This window comes from Streptomyces sp. NPDC002513 (genome assembly GCF_053595355.1).
Window position 1 is genome coordinate 40,199 of the sequence record NZ_JBSFXK010000010.1, and the last position, 17,506, is coordinate 57,704.

General features: G+C 69.7%; 9 protein-coding genes. 5 read left to right on the top strand and 4 right to left on the bottom strand.

The genetic code is table 11. The features are described 5' to 3' along the window. The first annotated feature begins 114 nt into the window (after window positions 1–114). The 3 genes from ACWD5Q_RS09760 to ACWD5Q_RS09770 all read left to right on the top strand — a co-directional run bounded on the left by ACWD5Q_RS09760 (window position 115) and on the right by ACWD5Q_RS09770 (window position 9,052). Complete coding sequence (locus ACWD5Q_RS09760; protein WP_451426487.1) at window positions 115–1,377, top strand: protein kinase domain-containing protein; 1,263 nt, start codon at window positions 115–117, stop codon at window positions 1,375–1,377. Window positions 1,378–1,520: 143 nt separating this feature from the next. Beyond that, complete coding sequence (gene drmD, locus ACWD5Q_RS09765) at window positions 1,521–4,763, top strand: DISARM system SNF2-like helicase DrmD (protein WP_451426488.1); 3,243 nt, start codon at window positions 1,521–1,523, stop codon at window positions 4,761–4,763. Beyond that, window positions 4,760–9,052 carry an Eco57I restriction-modification methylase domain-containing protein gene (locus tag ACWD5Q_RS09770; protein ID WP_451426489.1) on the top strand — a complete coding sequence of 1,431 codons (4,293 nt, stop codon included), beginning with the start codon at window positions 4,760–4,762 and terminating at the stop codon, window positions 9,050–9,052. The genes drmD and ACWD5Q_RS09770 overlap by 4 nt, the downstream gene beginning before the upstream one ends. A gap of 86 nt (window positions 9,053–9,138) precedes the next feature. On the opposite strand, the gene ACWD5Q_RS09775 is transcribed toward ACWD5Q_RS09770, so the two are convergent. Beyond that, the gene (locus ACWD5Q_RS09775; protein WP_451375977.1) at window positions 9,139–9,342 is read right to left on the bottom strand and encodes a DUF397 domain-containing protein; all 204 of its coding nucleotides are present in this window, start codon (window positions 9,340–9,342) and stop codon (window positions 9,139–9,141) included. Then, complete coding sequence (locus tag ACWD5Q_RS09780) at window positions 9,339–10,187, bottom strand: helix-turn-helix domain-containing protein (protein WP_451375976.1); 849 nt, start codon at window positions 10,185–10,187, stop codon at window positions 9,339–9,341. The genes ACWD5Q_RS09775 and ACWD5Q_RS09780 overlap by 4 nt, the downstream gene beginning before the upstream one ends. A 222-nt stretch (window positions 10,188–10,409) precedes the next feature. Here ACWD5Q_RS09780 and ACWD5Q_RS09785 point away from each other — a divergent pair, with 222 nt between their 5' ends. Both ACWD5Q_RS09785 and ACWD5Q_RS09790 read left to right on the top strand, forming a co-directional pair. After that, window positions 10,410–10,880 (top strand): ATP-binding protein, encoded by a 471-nt coding sequence (locus ACWD5Q_RS09785; protein ID WP_451375975.1) that lies wholly within the window; start codon window positions 10,410–10,412, stop codon window positions 10,878–10,880. Between the two features lie 98 nt (window positions 10,881–10,978). Beyond that, window positions 10,979–13,231, top strand: a complete 2,253-nt coding sequence (locus tag ACWD5Q_RS09790) for a CCA tRNA nucleotidyltransferase (RefSeq protein WP_451426490.1) — start codon at window positions 10,979–10,981, stop codon at window positions 13,229–13,231. Between the two features lie 71 nt (window positions 13,232–13,302). Here ACWD5Q_RS09790 and ACWD5Q_RS09795 read toward each other — a convergent pair whose 3' ends face one another. Both ACWD5Q_RS09795 and ACWD5Q_RS09800 read right to left on the bottom strand, forming a co-directional pair. Continuing rightward, complete coding sequence (locus ACWD5Q_RS09795; protein WP_451426491.1) at window positions 13,303–14,385, bottom strand: DNA polymerase III subunit beta family protein; 1,083 nt, start codon at window positions 14,383–14,385, stop codon at window positions 13,303–13,305. 88 nt (window positions 14,386–14,473) lie between these two features. Further along, the gene (locus tag ACWD5Q_RS09800) at window positions 14,474–17,023 is read right to left on the bottom strand and encodes a GmrSD restriction endonuclease domain-containing protein (RefSeq protein WP_451426492.1); all 2,550 of its coding nucleotides are present in this window, start codon (window positions 17,021–17,023) and stop codon (window positions 14,474–14,476) included. Window positions 17,024–17,506: the final 483 nt, after the last annotated feature.

The following is a 17,506-nucleotide window of genomic DNA, read 5'->3' on the forward strand; positions in this document are numbered from 1 at the left end:
ACCGGACCTCGCACGCGGCAGTGAGAAAATGACCGTGCCGACCGGGTGCGTGACCGCGCCCCGGCCGCAGGGGAGCGAAGGGCGCCGCGGGCGCCGGGACTGGGGACGGGCGCGATGCGGCGAAGCCTTGGACGGTACGACCTCACCCGAGAGCTGGGCCGGGGCGGCATGGGAGTCGTATGGGCGGCGTACGACCGGGAGCACGGCCGCGAGGTCGCGGTGAAGCTCGTCGCTCCCCGCGCGGGCGACGCGGACTTCACCTCACTGGAGCGCCGCTTCCTCCGCGAGGCACGCCTCACCAGCCGCCTGAACCATCCGGGCATCCCCGCTGTCCACGACCATGGCAGCCACGAAGGCGAGCTCTACCTCGTCATGGACCTCATCCCCGGCCGTGCCCTCGACGCCGTGCTCAAGAGTGAGGGCCCCCTCGCCGTCGAGCGCGCCGCGGACATCGTCAGGCGCACGGCCGAGGTGCTCGCCTACGCCCACGGGCAGAACGTCGTGCACCGTGACCTCAAGCCGTCGAACCTGATGATCACGTCCGACGGCGACATCAAGGTCCTCGACTTCGGCGTCGCGGCTGCCCTGGACCCGCAACCCGGCGAGACCCGTTTCACCGCAGCGAACGCCACCCCTGGCACCGTGGTGTACATGGCTCCCGAGCAGGCCGTGGGCCAGGCCGTGCCCGCCAGCGACCTGTACTCACTGGGCTGCGTGCTCTACGAACTGCTGACCGGCGCCCCGCCCTTCGCCTCCGGAAGCCCGTTCATGCTCTACCACCAGCACGCGCACGAGCCCGTGCCGCCGATCGACGAGCGCCGCTCCGGCATCCCGTCCGGACTGCGGGAGCTGGTGGAGGCGCTCCTGGAGAAGAAGCCGGAGGGCCGACCCGCCTCGGCGACGGAGGTGGCGACACGCGCAGCCGCCTGGGCGCCCGCCCCGGTACGTCCCTCGGCGCCGGCGATCCCCCATCCCCGGCTGGCCGAGATCGACCGTCTTCGCCGCTCGGGCCAACCCGCCCGCGCCTTGGGGGAGTACGGCGATCTCCTGGCCGGTGACGTGCTCGGACGGGCGGACGTACTCGCCGCGCGAGCCGGACACGCCCTGTGCGTGGGTGCCCTCGGCCGCACCCGCGAGGCGCTGGACGAACTGAAGTCGGTTCTCGCCGAGCAGCGCAGCCTTCTCGGGCCGGACGATCCCGGAGTGCTGGAAACCCGGTACGAGATCGCCGTGCTGTTGGCCCGCACGGGTGAGCGCCACGCGGCGAGGGAACTGCTCAAGCGCCTGGCGGACGATGAGGACCGGGCCCTGCCCGACGCCGACCCACGGCACGGACGGGCCCGCGCGCTGCTGGACCGGCTCCGGCGCATCGGCTGAAGCGCGCCGCCCGACAAAGCGCAAGTTTGTAATCTCTGTTCACAGTTGACGGGTCGTGTTACTCTCCGATCGCAGCAATTTTGATGGGGAGACAGGCCACTGTCTAGGAACGGCTGCGGGAAACACCGAGGGGAACAGCGCCCATGACGCCTGCAGTTCAGCGCGAGACCGAACGGACGGGGGCGCAGCAGCTTCCCGAGGAAGGCAAACTGGTCGAGGTGCGCGGCCAGTCCTGGGTGGTCGCCCGCGTCGAGGCGTCGCCGGCCACCGACGGCGAAGAGGACCGCCGCAGCGCCACCCTGGTCCACCTCCAGTCCGTCGCCGACGGCCGCTTCGGCGACACCCTCTCCGTCATCTGGGAGGTGGAGCCCGGCCGCCGCGTGCTGCCCGCCGGTTCCCTGCCCGACGCCTCCACCGGTGCCTACGACTCCCCGAACCGCCTGGCCGCGTTCCTGGACGCCGTACGCTGGTCCGCCGTCGCCTCCGCCGACGCCAGAACCCTCCAGGCGCCGTTCCGTTCGGGCGTCGCCGTCGAGCCGTACCAGCTGGAGCCGGTCTCCCGTGCGGTCGGTGCTCCCCGCGTCAACCTCCTCCTCGCCGACGACGTCGGCCTCGGCAAGACCATCGAAGCCGGTCTCGTCGTCCAGGAGTTGCTGCTCCGCGGACGTGCTCGCCGCACCATGGTCGTCTGCCCGGCCGGACTCACCCTCAAGTGGCGCGACGAGATGGCCGAGAAGTTCGGCCTGGAATTCACGATCGTGGACTCCGAGCACAGCGCCCGGCTGCGTCGCACCCACGGCACGGCCGCGAACCCCTTCCGCGTCCACCCGCTCACCATCGTCTCCCTGCCCTGGCTGCGCGGCCAGAAGGCCCAGCGCCTCCTCGACGAGGTCATCGGCGCCCCCGAGGAGAGCCCCGACGGCGAGCACAAGCGCTTCTTCGACCTGCTCGTCCTCGACGAGGCCCACCACGTCGCGCCCGCCGCGCCCAAGCAGGTGTACGCCGTCGACTCGCAGCAGACGAAGTTGATCCGGCGCCTCGTCCCGCACTTCGAGCACCGGCTCTTCCTCTCCGCCACCCCGCACAACGGCTACCCCGAGTCGTACACCGCCCTCCTGGAACTCATCGACGACCAGCGCTTCGCCCGCGGCGTCGACCCCGACAAGGAGGCCCTCAAGGACACCGTCGTACGGCGCCTCAAGTCCAGCGTCACCAATGCCGACGGCACGCCCCGCTTCCGCACCCGCAAGACCCTCGAACTCCCCGTCGACTACACCCCGCAGGAGCGCGAGATCCACCAGGTGCTCGGTGAGTTCGCCGAGCTGCGCCGCCGGAAGCTGACGCCGAAGGCCCGTGGCGGGCGCCGCGCCGCCGACCTGGTGACCCTGCTGCTGAAGAAGCGCCTCTTCTCCTCCCCGGCGGCCTTCCTCCACACCGTCCAGGTGTACCTTTCCCACCTGGAGGACGCAGGCCCGGCCCGCGGACGCACGGCCGCCGCCGAAGTCCCCGAGTGGCTGGAGGAGTTCGCCGACCTCGTCGCCGACCTCGACGACAGCGGCCTCGCCGACGCCGAGGACGACGCCCTGACCCGTTCCACCTCCCTCACCCCCGCCGAGGACGGCACGGAACTCGAACTGCTCCAGCACATGGAGCGATGGGCCCTCACCCACGAGGCCGCCCCCGACTCCAAGGCCGAGACCCTGATCCGCGAGCTCAAGTCGATCTGCCGGCCGTCCGACGGCACGTTTTGGACCAACGAGCGGGTCGTCGTCTTCACCGAGTACCGCGACACCCAGGAGTGGCTCCACGACCTCCTCCAGCAGGAGGAACTCACCGACGGCGGCCGCGTCGAACGCCTCCACGGCGGACTGTCCGCCGAGGAACGCGAACGCATCCGCCTCGGTTTCCAGGCCGATCCCTCCCTCCCCGAGGGCAAGGTGCGCATCCTCCTGGCCACCGATGCCGCCGGCGAGGGCATCGACCTCCAGAACCACTGCCACCGCCTGATCAACTACGACATACCCTTCAACCCCAACAAGCTGGAACAGCGAATAGGCCGCATCGACCGCTGGGGTCAGAAGAAGGACCCGGAGATAACCCACTTCATCGGCTCCGGCTGGCAGCAGGCGCAGGCGGGTTCCTACGAGGCGGACCTCGAATTCCTCTCCCGCGTCGCCAAGAAGGTCGCGCGCATGGAGCACGACCTCGGCTCCGTCAACGCCGTACTCGCCGACGCCGTACAGCGCCGCATGACCGGCGACACCGCGCCCGTCGACATCGAGCACGCCAGGCCCAAGCCGATCAAGGGGCGTCGCACCGGCGGTGAGGTCGCGCCCGAACAGAACGTCACCGCCCAGGCCAAGAGGCTCGCCGACCAGTACGAAAGCACCGTGTCGGCCCTCGGCCTGACCCCGGCCAACGTCCAGCGCGTCGTCGACACCGCCCTCGCCCTCGACCACCAGCCTCCGCTCCTGCCCTCCACCTTCCGGACCGAACAGTTCGAACCCGGCGACCTCTTCGAGGTACAGCCCCTCTCCGGAAGCTGGGAGCGCGCCACCCGCGGCCTCGCCCACAAGCTCCGCGAAGGCGAGCAGCGCCCCCTCACCTTCTCCCCGACGGTCGCCGCGCAGGCCCACGACGACGTGGTCCTCGCCCACCTCAAGCACCCGCTGGTCGCCCTGTCCACGCGCCTGCTCACCGCCGCCGTCTGGAACGCCGACTCGGTCGGCCTCCACCGCGTCACCGCCGTCGTCTCCGACGACCCGGCCGTCACCACCACCCTGGTCTCCGCCTACGCCCGCTACGTCCTCGTAGGCACCGACGGCACCCGCCTGCACGAGGAAGTCCTGTACGCGGGCGGCTGGTTCGGCGACACCGGCCGGTTCCGCCGCTGGGAGTCGGTCGGTGAACAGGGCAGGGTCCTGTCCGAGGCGCTCACGCAGGGCACCGAGGCCGCCCCGCACCTGCGCGGCGAACTCACCGAGGCCTGGCCGAGACTCCGCGACCCGCTCTACCGCTCCCTGGAGGCGCGCGCCACCGAACTCGGCCGCCAGCTGGAGAGCAGGCTCGCCGACCGCCGCGCGGAGGAGGAGCGCCGCATCACCGCCACCCTCGACCGCTTCGAAGCCACCCTGCGCGCCAAGCTCAAGGAGGAGGGCGACGGCGAGGGCGAACAGCTCACCCTGCTGTCCACCCACGAGCTGACCGGCCACGAGCGCCGCCAGTTCGAGGACGACCGCCGCCGCTGGCAGGAACGCCTCGAAGGCCTCCCCGCCGAGCGCGAACGCGAACTCGCCGCCATCGCCGCCCGCTACCGGGAACCCCGCTCCCACCTCTTCCCCGCCGCCGTCGTGTTCGTCGTCCCCGCAAAGGAAGCCCGCCGATGAGCCCCCGTCGCACCGTGAGCCGTGGAATGGCCGCCGCCAAGGCCCAGGCCACCGACGGCCGCCGGCAGCACCAGGAGTGGCTGGACCTCACCGAGGTCTCCGGCCCCTTCCTCACCATGCCCGTCCTGCTGCGGGCCTGGCCCCAGCTCGACGCCCTCGAGAAGGACGAGCGCGCCCGGCTGCGCGCCCGCCACGCCGACTGGCAGACCGACACGACCGCGGGCCGTGACGAGTGGGTGGCGTACATCCTCACGCGGCTCCTCGGCTGGAACGACGCCCTGACGCTCCGCCTGGGCGAGTCCGAACACCACGGCCTGGACCGTCTCACGCTGCGCGTCGCGGAGCACAACACCGAGGTCCGCCCCGACTTCGCGCTCACCGACCCCGGCACCGACCTCGCGGTGGAACCCAGCACCGAGGCCGCCGCCAAGCGCGTACGACTCCTCGGCCTGACGGTCCCGGCCGGCACCGCGCCCACCGCCCGCGCAGGCGGAGGCGGCGACTGGGCCGCGGCCCCGGCCGACCGCCTCGCCCGACTCCTCCGCCACCACGGCGTACCGCTCGGCCTGGTCACCGACGGCCGCTGGTGGTGCCTGGTCTGGGCCCCGCTCGGCGGCGTCACGAGCACGGCGGTCTTCGACACCATCGGCTGGAACGAGGCGGCGGAGCGCAACGTCGTCCGCGCCTTCGTGTCGCTGCTCCGACGCCGCCGCTTCTTCGAGTACGAGGACGCCGAGACCCTGGTCGGCCTGCTCAAGGCGAGCCTCGCGGCGGGCGAGGACGTCACCGAGGCGCTGGGCGTCCAGGTCCGCCAGGCCGTGGAACTCCTCGTCGACGCCATCGGGCGCGCGGACGTACGGGCCGTCGAACACGGCGCCCCCGGCCTGTACGCGTCCGGCGTCGGCGCGGGCGAGGTCTACCGCGCGTCGGTCGCGGTGATGATGCGCGTCGTCTTCCTCCTGTTCGCGGAGGAACGGGGCATGCTGCCCGCCGACAACGAGGTGTACGCCCGCTCCTACTCCGCCCGCTTCCTGCGCGACGAGCTGAAGGCGCGCGCGGACGAGGAGGGCGAGACCTCGCTGGAGCACACCACGTCCGCGTGGCACCGCCTGATCGCCCTCTTCCACGCCGTGTACGGGGGAGTGGACCACCCCGCCTCCGGCTTCCACCTGCCCGCGTACGACGGCTCGATCTTCGACCCCGACACGTATCCCTGGCTGGAGCGCACCACCCCGCTCCTGCCGATAGACGACCGCACGGTCCTGCACATGCTCCAGGCGGTGCAGGAGGTCCGCGTCGGCAAGGGCAAGGACCGCGAGGTCCGCACGCTCAGCTTCCGCGCCCTGGACGTCGAACAGATCGGCTACGTCTACGAGGGCCTGCTGTCGTACGACGGCCGCCGCGCGACCGAGCATATGGTGGGGCTGATCGGCCCCGAGGGGCTGGAGCACGAGGTACCGCTGCGGGAGCTGGAGTCGCTGGCGGCGAAGGCCGCCGCCTCATCGCCCAGTGCCTTCGTGAAGGCGCTGGCGAAGGCCATCCACGAGAAGTGGAAGGAGCCGAAGCCGCCCGCGACGGCCGGACAGTTGGAGAAGAAGCTCGCCCCGGTGGGGGCCGAGGAGGCGGCGGAGGCGCGGCGCCGGCTGAACGCGGTGACGAAGGACCACCCGGGCCTGACGGAGCGGCTGCTGCCGTTCGTCGGGATCCTGCGGGATGACCTGCGCGGCCTGCCGACAGTCATCCCGAACGGCACCCTGTACGTCACCGAGTCCTCGCTCCGGAAGAACACGGGCACGCACTACACGCCCCGCTTCCTCGCGGAGGAGGTCGTGCTGCACGCACTGCAGCCCCTGGCGTACGAGCCGGGCCCGCTGCAGACGGCGGACACGGGGCAGTGGCGGCTGAAGTCCTCCGAGCAGATCCTGGACCTGAAGGTCGCGGACATAGCGATGGGCTCGGCGGCCTTCCTGGTGGCGGCCTGCCGCTACCTGGGCGACCGGCTCATAGAGGCCTGGGAGAACGAGGGCCACACGGGCGCGATGGTCTACCGGGCCGGGCGGGCTGTTGAGGCCGTGACGGCGGCGGACGCGGAACAGGACCCGGTGGTCGTCGAGGCCCGCCGCCAGATCATCGAGCACTGCCTGTACGGGGCGGACATCAACCCGATGGCCGTGGAGATGGCCAAGCTGTCGCTGTGGCTGGTGTCGATGGACCCGGGACGGCCTTTCACCTTCCTCGACGACCGGTTGGTGGCGGGGGACTCGCTCCTCGGGGTCACCGACATGGGCCAGATCACCCGCATCCACCTCGACGCGGGCGGCCAGGAGGACTCCTTCGCCCTCGACGCACGCGACCGCGTCGACGCCCTGACCCGCGAACGCCTCGCCATCACCACCATCAAGGGCGTCGACCTGGTCGCCCTGGCCAAGAAGCGGGAGCGATTGGCGGCGGTCAACCGGCATTCGGCCCGGCTCCGCCTGGTCGGCGACCTCATCGCCGGCGCGGCCCTGGCCACCTGCTCCTCCGGCCGCGTCCCCTGGTACGAGAGCGCGGGCGGCGAGCCGGTGCGGGATCTGTTCCCTGTGGCCGCGAACATCGTCCGCGAGATCGCGTCGGAGGACGTCGCCGACGACACGGACGTGGTGCGCGCGGCGCGGGCCACGGCGCAGGAGTGGCTGGCGGCGGAACTGCCGGAGGACGGGCTCGAACGGGCACCGGTGCACTGGCCACTGGTGTTCCCCGAGGTGTTCAGCGGGGGGCGGGACGGGTTCGACGCGGTGGTGGGGAATCCGCCGTTCTTGGGCGGGCAGAAGCTCACGGGCGCGCTGGGGGAGGCGTACCGGGAGTACCTGGTGCGGTACCTGGCCGGAGGCAAGCGAGGCAGTGCCGACCTGGTGGCGTACTTCGAACTGCGGGTGCATGAGCTGCTGAACGGGGCGGGGCAGACTGGATTGATCGCCACGAACACCCTTGCGCAGGGGGACTCGCGGGAAGTCGGCCTTGACCAGTTGGAGGCCCGGGGTGTCTCCATCCGGCGAGCTGTCAAGAGCAAGCCCTGGCCTTCGAGTTCGGCAGTGTTGGAGTACTGCGCGGTGTGGACGAGCCGGGCCCGGATAGCCGATGCGGCTCCCCGGGTGCTGAGCGGGGCGGCGGTACCGAACGGGATCACGACTTCGCTGAACCCGGGGACAAGGGAGGCGGCTTGGGTGGAGGCGCTGGAAGGGAACGGAGGGGTGGCGTTCCAAGGCTCGATCGTGCTGGGCCTTGGCTTCACGCTTCCCGAGTCCGAGGCCCGATCCTGGATCAGCGAAGACAGACGGTACGCGGAAGTACTGTTCCCGTACCTCAACGGGCAGGACATCAACAACCACCCGGAGCATGGGACCGAGCGGTGGGTCATCGACTTCGGGGCGCGTGAACTGAGTAAGGCTGAGGAGTACCCGAAGGCGTTCGAGAAGGTGTTGAGGGAGGTGAAGCCCGAACGTCTACTGGTTAAGTTCAGCAAGTCGGCTCGCGAACAATGGTGGCTGTACGAGCGCAGTCGGCCGGAACTCTACGGGCTTCTTGAGGGGTTGGAGCGGTGCATCGTGATCACCCTCGTGAGCAAGGTTGTCATGCCGGTGATGGTGTCAACGGGCCCCGTCTTTGCGCATAAGCTGGGTGTTTTCGCCTCCGACGACCCAGCCCTCTTCGCCTCCCTCAGCAGCGCCCCGCACTACTGGTGGACCATTGATAGAACATCGACGCTGGAAACCCGGATTAACTACAGTCCAACCGACGTCTTCGAAACCCTGGTCCGACCCCCACTGACCGACCGCCTCCGGGCCGCCGGAACCCGCCTGCACACTTACCGCAGCGACCTCATGAGGGCCCGGAACATGGGCCTCACCGCGACCTACAACCTGTTCCACGACGCCGCCTGCCAGGGCTCCGCGATCACCGAACTCCGCGCCATCCACGAGGAGATTGACAAGGCGACCGTGGAGGCGTACGGCTGGCATGATCTGTTGGACGAGTCGGGGCAGACGGCGCCCGCCGACCCGACCCACGAGACGTTTCCGCTGGAGCACGGCTTCCACGACACGGATCAAGGGCCGCGCTACACCATCGGCCTGCTCGCTCGGACCGAGATCATCGACCGGCTGCGCCAGTTGAACCATCAGGCGTACGCCGACGAGGTCTACCTCGGCAAACATAAGAAGCCGAAGAAGCACCCCGGCATGCCCAGGCCCTCCGCTGCGGCGATCAAGAAGCTCCAGGACGGCGTGACCAGCGGGCACTTGTTCTGACGGGCTGGGCGCGCCCCGTACCCAAGCGGCCGGCTACCCCTCCGTCGAGAGGGGAGGCCGGCCGCCCCGGTGTGGCGTTCGCGCGCTCAGTCACATGCGTACGCCACGAACTCCGTCCAGCTCGTGTCGGCGACCCGCAGGCCCGGTCGCCCGGTGTCCTTCGAGTCCCGGACCCGCACACACTCGGGCGTCATAGCGACCTCCACGCAGTCGCCGCCGCCCGAGCCGCTGTAGCTGCTCTTGAACCAATGCAGCTCGTCCACGTTCTCGGATACCTGCTCCACGCTCATGTCCTCCCCGCCAGCCGTTCGATGAGCCGCGCAGACTCGATGGCGTTCAAAGCCTGCGATCGCAGCTTGCCATACCGCAGCCCGAAGGAGCTGACCTCCGCCGGATCACGGACGACGCACCCGACTTCCTGGGATTCCACGTAACCAAGCTGTCGATGTTCGTTTGTTTCCAGCACGACGAACGGCCCGTTCAGGCCCGAGTGGAACCCCGGCGAGGCGGGCATGACCTGCACCTCGACGTTCCGCTGCGCACCTACCTCCAGCAAGCGCTGCCACTGTGCCCGCATGACGTCCCCATCGCACACCGGGTTCTGCAACGCCTCCTCACTCACGATGAACGACAGCTCCGCCATCGGCACCCGCGTCAGCAGCTTCTGGCGGCTCAGCCGTGCATCCGTGTGCTGGTCGACGGTCTCCTCGCTCAGCGGCGGGCAGTGCCCGGCGAACAGGGTTCGCGCGTATGCCTCCGTCTGCAACAACCCCGGCACCAACAGCGGATCGTAGGAGCACCGACTCACCGCCTCCGCCTCGAGCAGCGCGAAGCTTCGGAAGAACCGCGGCAGCTTTGCCCGGTCCACCTCGTCCTGCAACACCTCCAGGACTCCGCCCGCATCCAGCACCCGTTCCGCCGCCGTCGTGAACACCGCCTTGGCCGGACGCCGACCCTGCTCGACCGAGGCGACCTGTTCCACCGAGTAGCCGATGGCGTCCCCGAGTTCCTGTTGGGTCAGCCCGGCCTGCTTACGCAGATGCTGGAGCAGCCTGCCGTAGGACGACCACGCCCCCGGCAGGTCGCCGCCCTCCTCCTTCGTCCTGACCGCACGACCGTTCTGCGTGTCCCGCACCGCCCTCACGCCCTTCCGTCCCGGAGTGCCCCCGCGCGCACACCATTGGGGGGTAATGTCCAACGTCGACCCGAACGCCCGGGACACGGCCCCGGACCCGTACAACGCCCGTACAGGACCAGTACAACCAAGGCGAGCACGCACTACCCACCCCGTACGACCAGGGCGGCGTACGGCCGGAGTACCTGGCCACCTGCGTCCCCGCCCGTCCACGCTGGCACCGTGACGCAACACCAGATCACCCACGAGTCCGGTACCCCCGCCCGCCAGTTGAGCCTGCGCTTCAGCAGCACCAGACGGGGCGCCCGGCTGGCACGCCAACTCGCCGTCCAGCAGTTCACCGAGTGGACCGGTCTCCCGCACGACTCCCACACCGCGCGTGCCGTCGCCCTCGTCACGGCGGAGCTGGCGGCCAACGCGATCACTCACGGCAGCCTTCCCGGCCGGGACTTCCGGCTGACGCTCCTTCTCCTGCCCGCGCCCACCGTTCGCATCGAGGTGACGGACACCCGCCCGGATCGCCTTCCACGTCACCCCGCTGCCGACCCGGCGCCGCCTGCCGACGCCGCGTCGGGCCGTGGGCTGCTCCTCGTCGAGGCGTATACGGAGCGCTGGGGCTGCGTCCGTCACGATCCCTGGACGAAGATCGTCTGGGCGGACGTGCCAGTAGCGGAGTCAACTCTTGTGAACTAAGTGCATGGAGGTAATACTGTCCTGGCGTGGACGCTCCCACACCAGGAGCGTGTGGCCCTCTGGTGGCCTTCGCGTGACACATGAGGGGGCGCGCTCAGATGGCATGGGCCGAGACGGACGAAGACACCCGCAAGGTACAGACCGCCGTTCTGGGCGGATCCGACGGGCATCGGCCTGTCATCCTTCCCTATGACAAGGAAGCCGCCGAGCGTCTGAGGAAGATCCACGGCGCCGATGCCTTCAGCTGTGGTGTCCTGCTGGGCGGGTGCGGCAAGGTGCTGACTCTGCGCGCCTGCGGTGACAGGAAGTCCCACTTCGCCCACCGCCCGCCTGTACGGTGCGGTCGTACCGCCGTGGGGGAGAGCAGCGCAGACCACCTGTACATCGGAGAAGCGCTCGTCAACTGGCTTCGCAGACAAGGGCAGCCGAAAGTCAGGGCCACGTACGTCCAGCAGATGCGTGCCCGCAGCGACTCGGTCGAGATCCGATTCGGTGCGAAGGGGAAGCGCCGCCTTCTACACGTACAGATGGCCCGCCGCTCCTTCTCCGAGTGGAAGGACGACGGACGGAGACTCGAAGCCCCGCCCGGCGGGCGCTCGACGATGCGCACGTACGGGCCGGAGAGCGAGCTCGCGCTGTACGAGGTGCAGGCTGCCGGTTACGCACTGCGCTTCCGGTGCGAGACGCGCGACGGCACACGCACCGTGTTGATCGGTACGCAGTCACCTGATCACAAGGTCGAGTGGACGTCTCTCGACCGCTGCCGCCTCAGTGACGCAGGGCTTGTGACGCCGTCGCTCGAACTGGCCCCGGATGGTGAGATCCTGCGTTTCAGGAGCGCGAAACTCCCGGCAACGCCGGGAGAGCCGTCACGGGCCGCCGCTTCCCCCTCGCACGAGCCGGCTGCCGCCGTGCCCGACGAACCGGTCGATCCGCGTCTGAAGGCAGCACGGGCAGGACTCCCGCCGGTCGTCGACGATCTCCTCCGCCGCTTCACCACCGCGGGGTCGAGCCTCGTGCTGGTCGGTGCCTCCGCGCGGAACGCGCTGTCGGGGCGCGTCGGGCGGGAACTCGAGTTCGCCACGGACGCCGACGTGCCACAGGTGCGGCAGATCATTCGCCGCTGGTCGGAGGACGTCCGGGAGTACCGGGAGGGCAGATTCAGAGGCGTGAGTCTCAGCAAGAACGTGGGTGGCGACAGCTACACCATGCGGATCAGCGCGTGCCCGGTGTCGGCGGCGCGAGGCGGCGACGTCTCGCAGTCGCCGCTCGGAGCACGCGAACAAGCGCTGAAGGCCTACCTCCGGCGCCGTGACTTCACGGTCGACGCCATGGCCCTCGGACTCTCACGCGTGACTCTGACAGACCCCTTCGGCGGTCTGCGGGACCTGGAGCGGGGCGTGCTGCGCACGCCGCGCACACCTACGGCGTCGATCTCCGCGGATCCGTTGCTGATGCTTCGAGTGGTTCGCCACGCCGCCCAGCTCGGCTTCGAACCGGTACCGGAGCTGAGGGCCGCGATGAGCGCGATGGCTGCGCGGATCTCCGCGATCCCCGCTGAGCAGGTGCGGGAGGAGTTCGCCGGCACCATGCTCGCAGCTCGGCCCGGTCCCGGTCTGCGGCTGTTCGTCGACACGGGACTCGCCGAACACGTTCTTCCGGAACTGCCCGCCCTGCGGTTCGAAAGCGCCGAGCATCACCGTCACAAGGACATCTACGAGCACACGCTGACGGTCCTGGACCAGGCCATCGCTCTCGAAACGGACGGGCCCGACCTGACACTGCGCCTGGCGGCGCTGCTGCACGACATAGGCACGCCACGTACCCGCCGGATCGGCCGGGACGGCCGCGTCTCCTTTCACCATCATGAGGTGGTGGGCGCCAAGATGGCCCGCAGGCGCCTGCGTACCCTGATGTTTCCGAATCAACTGACCGAGGACGTCGCCCGGTTGGTGGAGCTGCATCTCCGGTTCCACGGATACGTCGAGGAGAAGTGGACCGACCCGGCCGTCCGTCGCTACGTGCGCGACGCGGGCCCGCTGATCGACCGGCTGCACAAGCTCACCCGCGCCGACTGCACGACACGGAACCAGCGGAAGGCGACAGCGCTCGCACGCGCCTACGGCTCCCTGGAGGAGCGCATCGAGCGCCTCGCTGTCGAGGACGCGCGGGAGGCCGCCCGCCCGGACCTCAACGGCCACCAGATCATGGAGATTCTCGGAATCCGTTCCGGGCCCGAACTGGGAAGAGCGTACGAGCACATGCGGCGGCTTCACATCGAGCAGGGCCCCATGGATGTCGAGACGGCCAGAGCGGCTCTGCTGGAATGGTGGGCGCGGCGGGATCGCTGAATCGGCTCCCGCGCCCCCGAGACACTGAGGATTGCGTGGGTCAGGTACCGGCTGTCGTCGAAGCGGCCGAGTCAGTCCTCCAGACGCACCGGCATGAGCAGGGAGAACGCGTCCTCGTCGTCGGCCCGGCGGATCGCGAGCGGGGCCGTGGGGGCGCCGAACTCCAGGATCAGCTGATCCCGGGCCCCGGCGGCGAGCGCGTCCAGCAGGAACTCGCGGTTGACGGCGACACGGTCCTGGCCGTCGTCACCGTCCTCGCAGAGGGTCACGGTGCCGTCGTCCGCCATCCTGAGCACACTGAGGTCGCAGGACACACCGTCCTGTTCGCGCACCTCGCTCGGGCGGACGGGACCGGTCTCGAGCGCGTGCCGGAAGTCCCGCACGTCGATGAGTGCCCGTCGCCCGGACGGGAGGGGGACGAGACGGCGGTAGTCGGGGAAGTCGTACGCGAGGCACTGACCGGCCGCCTGCCGGTCCCCGGCCTCCAGTGTCACGCGGTCACCGTCCACACCGAGGTGTACGCGGCTCTCCCCGTTCAGCAGTGCCCGCATCGCGTCCGCGAGCGGGGCGGGCAGGACGACCTGAACACGGGGCCCGCCGTACCCGGCGGTCGGCGAGTGCGCGACAGCCATCCGGTACCGGTCGGTGGCGACGACGCGGAACGAGTCCTTCTCCACGTCGAACAGGACAGCGCCGAGCATCGGCAGCTCGGGGTCCGTACTGGCGGCGAAGCGGACCGCGTCCAACGCGGCGGCCAGCTCGGGCGCGGGGACGGACAGCTGGACGGTGGCCGTGCGGAGCGAGGTCATGGGGTTCTCCCTGTGATCGAGTAGGGCTCGGAGCGTGGAGAACTCGGTGCGGGCATCGGACAGCCCTGATGCGAGGCGGCGCAGGTGCGCTTCGAGCAGCGTGCGCACCAGGTCCGGGTCCGTGCCGGACCAGCCGGCCAGCACCAGTCTGATGTCCGCGAGGGGCATTGCGGCCCGGCGCAGCGTGGCCAGCACCCGAGCCTCGTCGAGCTGCTCGGGTGCGTACCAGCGGTAGCCGCTGACCGGGTCCACCCAGGCGGGGACCAGCACGCCTGCCCGGTCGTAGAACCGGAGCGCGCTCACGCTCAGTCCGCCGTTCCGGGCCATCTCCCCAATGCTGCGCATCTCGTTCTCCACACCGGAACTCTGAGCCCTCGACAAGGTCGAGGGTCAACCGCGGTCATGGCCTGGATCTCTCGCTCAGGCAGGCCCCTCAGTCCCGCTGTGCCAGATCGAGCGCCGCCACACCCACGAACCAGTCGAGCACCTCGCAGATCGCGTCGCTGTGCTCTGCGAAGACACGGACCGGGAAGGACGGACGCAGTTCCAGCTTCGCCTCGGGCAGATCGATTCCGTCGATCTTGTTCAGACGGTTCAGGAGCTCACGGCGCTGCTCCGTGTCGTCGAAGGGGCTGCGCGACCTGAGGTACTGGAAGACGACCTCGACCGTTCCGCTCACCGGGTAGATCGCGATCGGCCACATCAGGTGGGGCCGCTGGCTCGTCCCGGCGTCCAGCATCGGGAAGCAGCTCGTCTCCTCGTGCCGGCCGTAGTTGACGTAGCCGCCCTGGAGGCGCCAGAAGTCGAGTGCCGCCAGGACTCCGGCGGACGCATCCGGCCAGTGCGCCTGCAACTGCGCCCGGAACTGCCCGGCCGCCGCCGTGTCCTCCCCCTGGGGGAGCGGGTCGTGCGAGACGGGCTGCGCGACGTCCTTGCCGAGCAAGGTGGCCAGTTCCGCGGCGGTCAGGCGCTGCGAACCACGAGCGCGGCCCCACGAGTCGAAGGTCACCCCCTCGCTCTTCAGCAGCTCCTGTGGCGGCTGCCGGTCGGTACCCTCCGCCCAACGGAACGTGGAGGAGACCTTGCCGTCCGCGGTCAGGACCCGGTACGCCCCGATGACCGTCGGATTGGAGCTCAGGTACGCGCCGACGGGCACCGGGTGGCTGCCGATCAGCTCGGCGACGTCGCCGTACGTCGTCCACGTGCCGCTCGGCATCGCCACGAGGGCCGCCCGCAGATCCGCCCACCCCGGCCACTCCTCGTCGGCCGGCTTGACCCCGCCGACGGGGCCGGGCCAGAGCTTCACCGCCCGCTCCGTCAGACGGTCGGCGCGGGCGAGGATCTCGGCCTTGCCCCAGCGCTGCTGCGAGGCGATCTCCTGGTTCATCCGCAGGGCGCTCGAATCCAGGATCTGCTGCTTGCGCTCGAACGGGCTGTTGGACAGCTTCGCGTTGTCTCCGCTGAGGGTCAGATTGCCGAGCGTGTGCACCAGAAGGTCGTGCAGCTCCTGGGGAGTCTGGTTCGGCTCGGTCTCGTCGGCGAGCAGGTCGAACCATGCGGGCGCCGGTCGCTGCGGGAGAACGTGCTCCACGCTCAGGGAGGCCTTGACGAAGTCGACGGGCTCGCTGGAACCGTAGCTCTCCTCCAGACGACGCAGGATGTAGCTCCGCTGCGGAGGACGGCCGCTCCAGTAGAACGGCTTGCTGCGGATCGCCTCGCGCAGCTCGTCGTCGCTCGGCCAGCGGCGTCGGCGGCCGGACAGGAACCGCCGGACCGCCTCCGCAGCGGAGCGGTCCGTCTCCAGTTCCTTGGGAGCCTCCATGAAGATGCGGTTGAGGCCGGTGGTCGGCGTCTGGCAGATGAGCCGGCGCACCAGGTAGGACTCGACGTACCGCAAGGCCTCCGCCGCGTCGTCGGGGGTCGTCTTTCCGTCGTCGACGAGATCCAGCAGATGGAGGGCCAGCGGGTAATGGGTCTGCCCGCCCCACGCGTTGAGGCGCTCCAGCACGGCGCGAAGCGCGGGTGACGACTCACGTTCAGGCTCGACGATGCGGAGGAACCGCCGCCCGCGCTGCGTGAGTTGTGCGATCTCACGATGCAGCGCGTCCTCGTCGCCGGTCAGTGGCTGAAGCCGCTTCTGCTGCTCGCGGTAGATCTCGCTCTGCTTGGTCTTGTGGTGGCCACGCACGACCAGGTCCAGCCAGACGAGGAGTTCGAGGTTCTTGGGGCCGAGGCTCTGCTGCATCGGCAGCCACAGTTCCTGGTAGACGCGCTCACCCTGCTTGGGAAGCAGCATGAACACGTAGTTGCGCAGCAGGTCGCTCTGGCTCAGCCCGACGCCCGTGTTGTTGATCGACTCGAAGATCCGGTACACGTTGTCACCAGGATCCGCGGTGATCTCCACGATCGACAGCAGATCCTTGAGGACGGTCTCGACCGTCGCGATCCACCGGTCGTCGGAGACGGCCTCCTGTCCCTCCGCGAGCGCGCCGAGGAAGAACCGGTAGGCGGCACCGATGTTGTCGCTCCCGCCCGCCTCCGCCCGGGACTGGACACAGGCCGTGTACGCCTCACGGTCGGCTTGCGTCGGCAGCAGCCGATAGTGGTCGAGGCCCTCGTGGAACTCGTTCACGAGGATCTGCCGGTGCACCCGGTCCACACCCCGGGAGTCACCCGTCTTCCCGAGATGGTCGCGCAACGCTGTGAAGGCCAACATCAGTGTGGTCAGCCGCTGTTGGCCGTCCACGACCAGCCACCGCTGCACACCGCCGGCCTGGATCTGGCCGGGGGCGAGTACGACGGACCCCAGGAAGTGCGCGGCGGCGGCCTCTCCCGACAGGTGCTGGTCGACGAGCTCGCCGACATCCTCCCAGAGCCGGTTCAGCTGCTCCCTGCCCCAGCTGTACGTCCGTTGGTAGAGGGGCACCTGGAACTGCTTGTCCCCTTGGACGAGTTTGAGCAAGGTGATCTCCTGCGCGCGCATGCGCTTCCTTTCCCTGCCGGAACGGTGCGGCCTGGCGATGGTCCGGCGGCTGTAGGCCCAAGGTGACGACGGTCGCTCAATCTACAGTGAACTCAGTCAACGGCACCTGGATTTGGGGTGTTGCCGATACTCTCGCGTGCGCGTGCTCAGTTCACAGAGGTGGTCTTCCCGGGTGCCCTGCTGGTGCTGGAGTTCGACGGGCGGGTTGACCACGACACCGTGTTCACGGTCGCCGAACTGTCCACCGAAGAGGCGGAGTTCATCTGCCCGTCGTCGCCGTTGAGGGCGTTTGATGTGGCAGCCGGCGGGGCGTCAGATCTCGTACGACGTCTCCCAGGGCAGGAGCCATGCGGTCGTCGTCCGGGAGATCAGGGTCTGACGGCGGGACGGAACGCAGACGGAGACGGAGCCGGAGAGAGTCTCCGGCGACGGCGGGCCTGGGTGCCCCGGACCCTGCTCCAGGGTCCGGGGCCACCCAGGCCC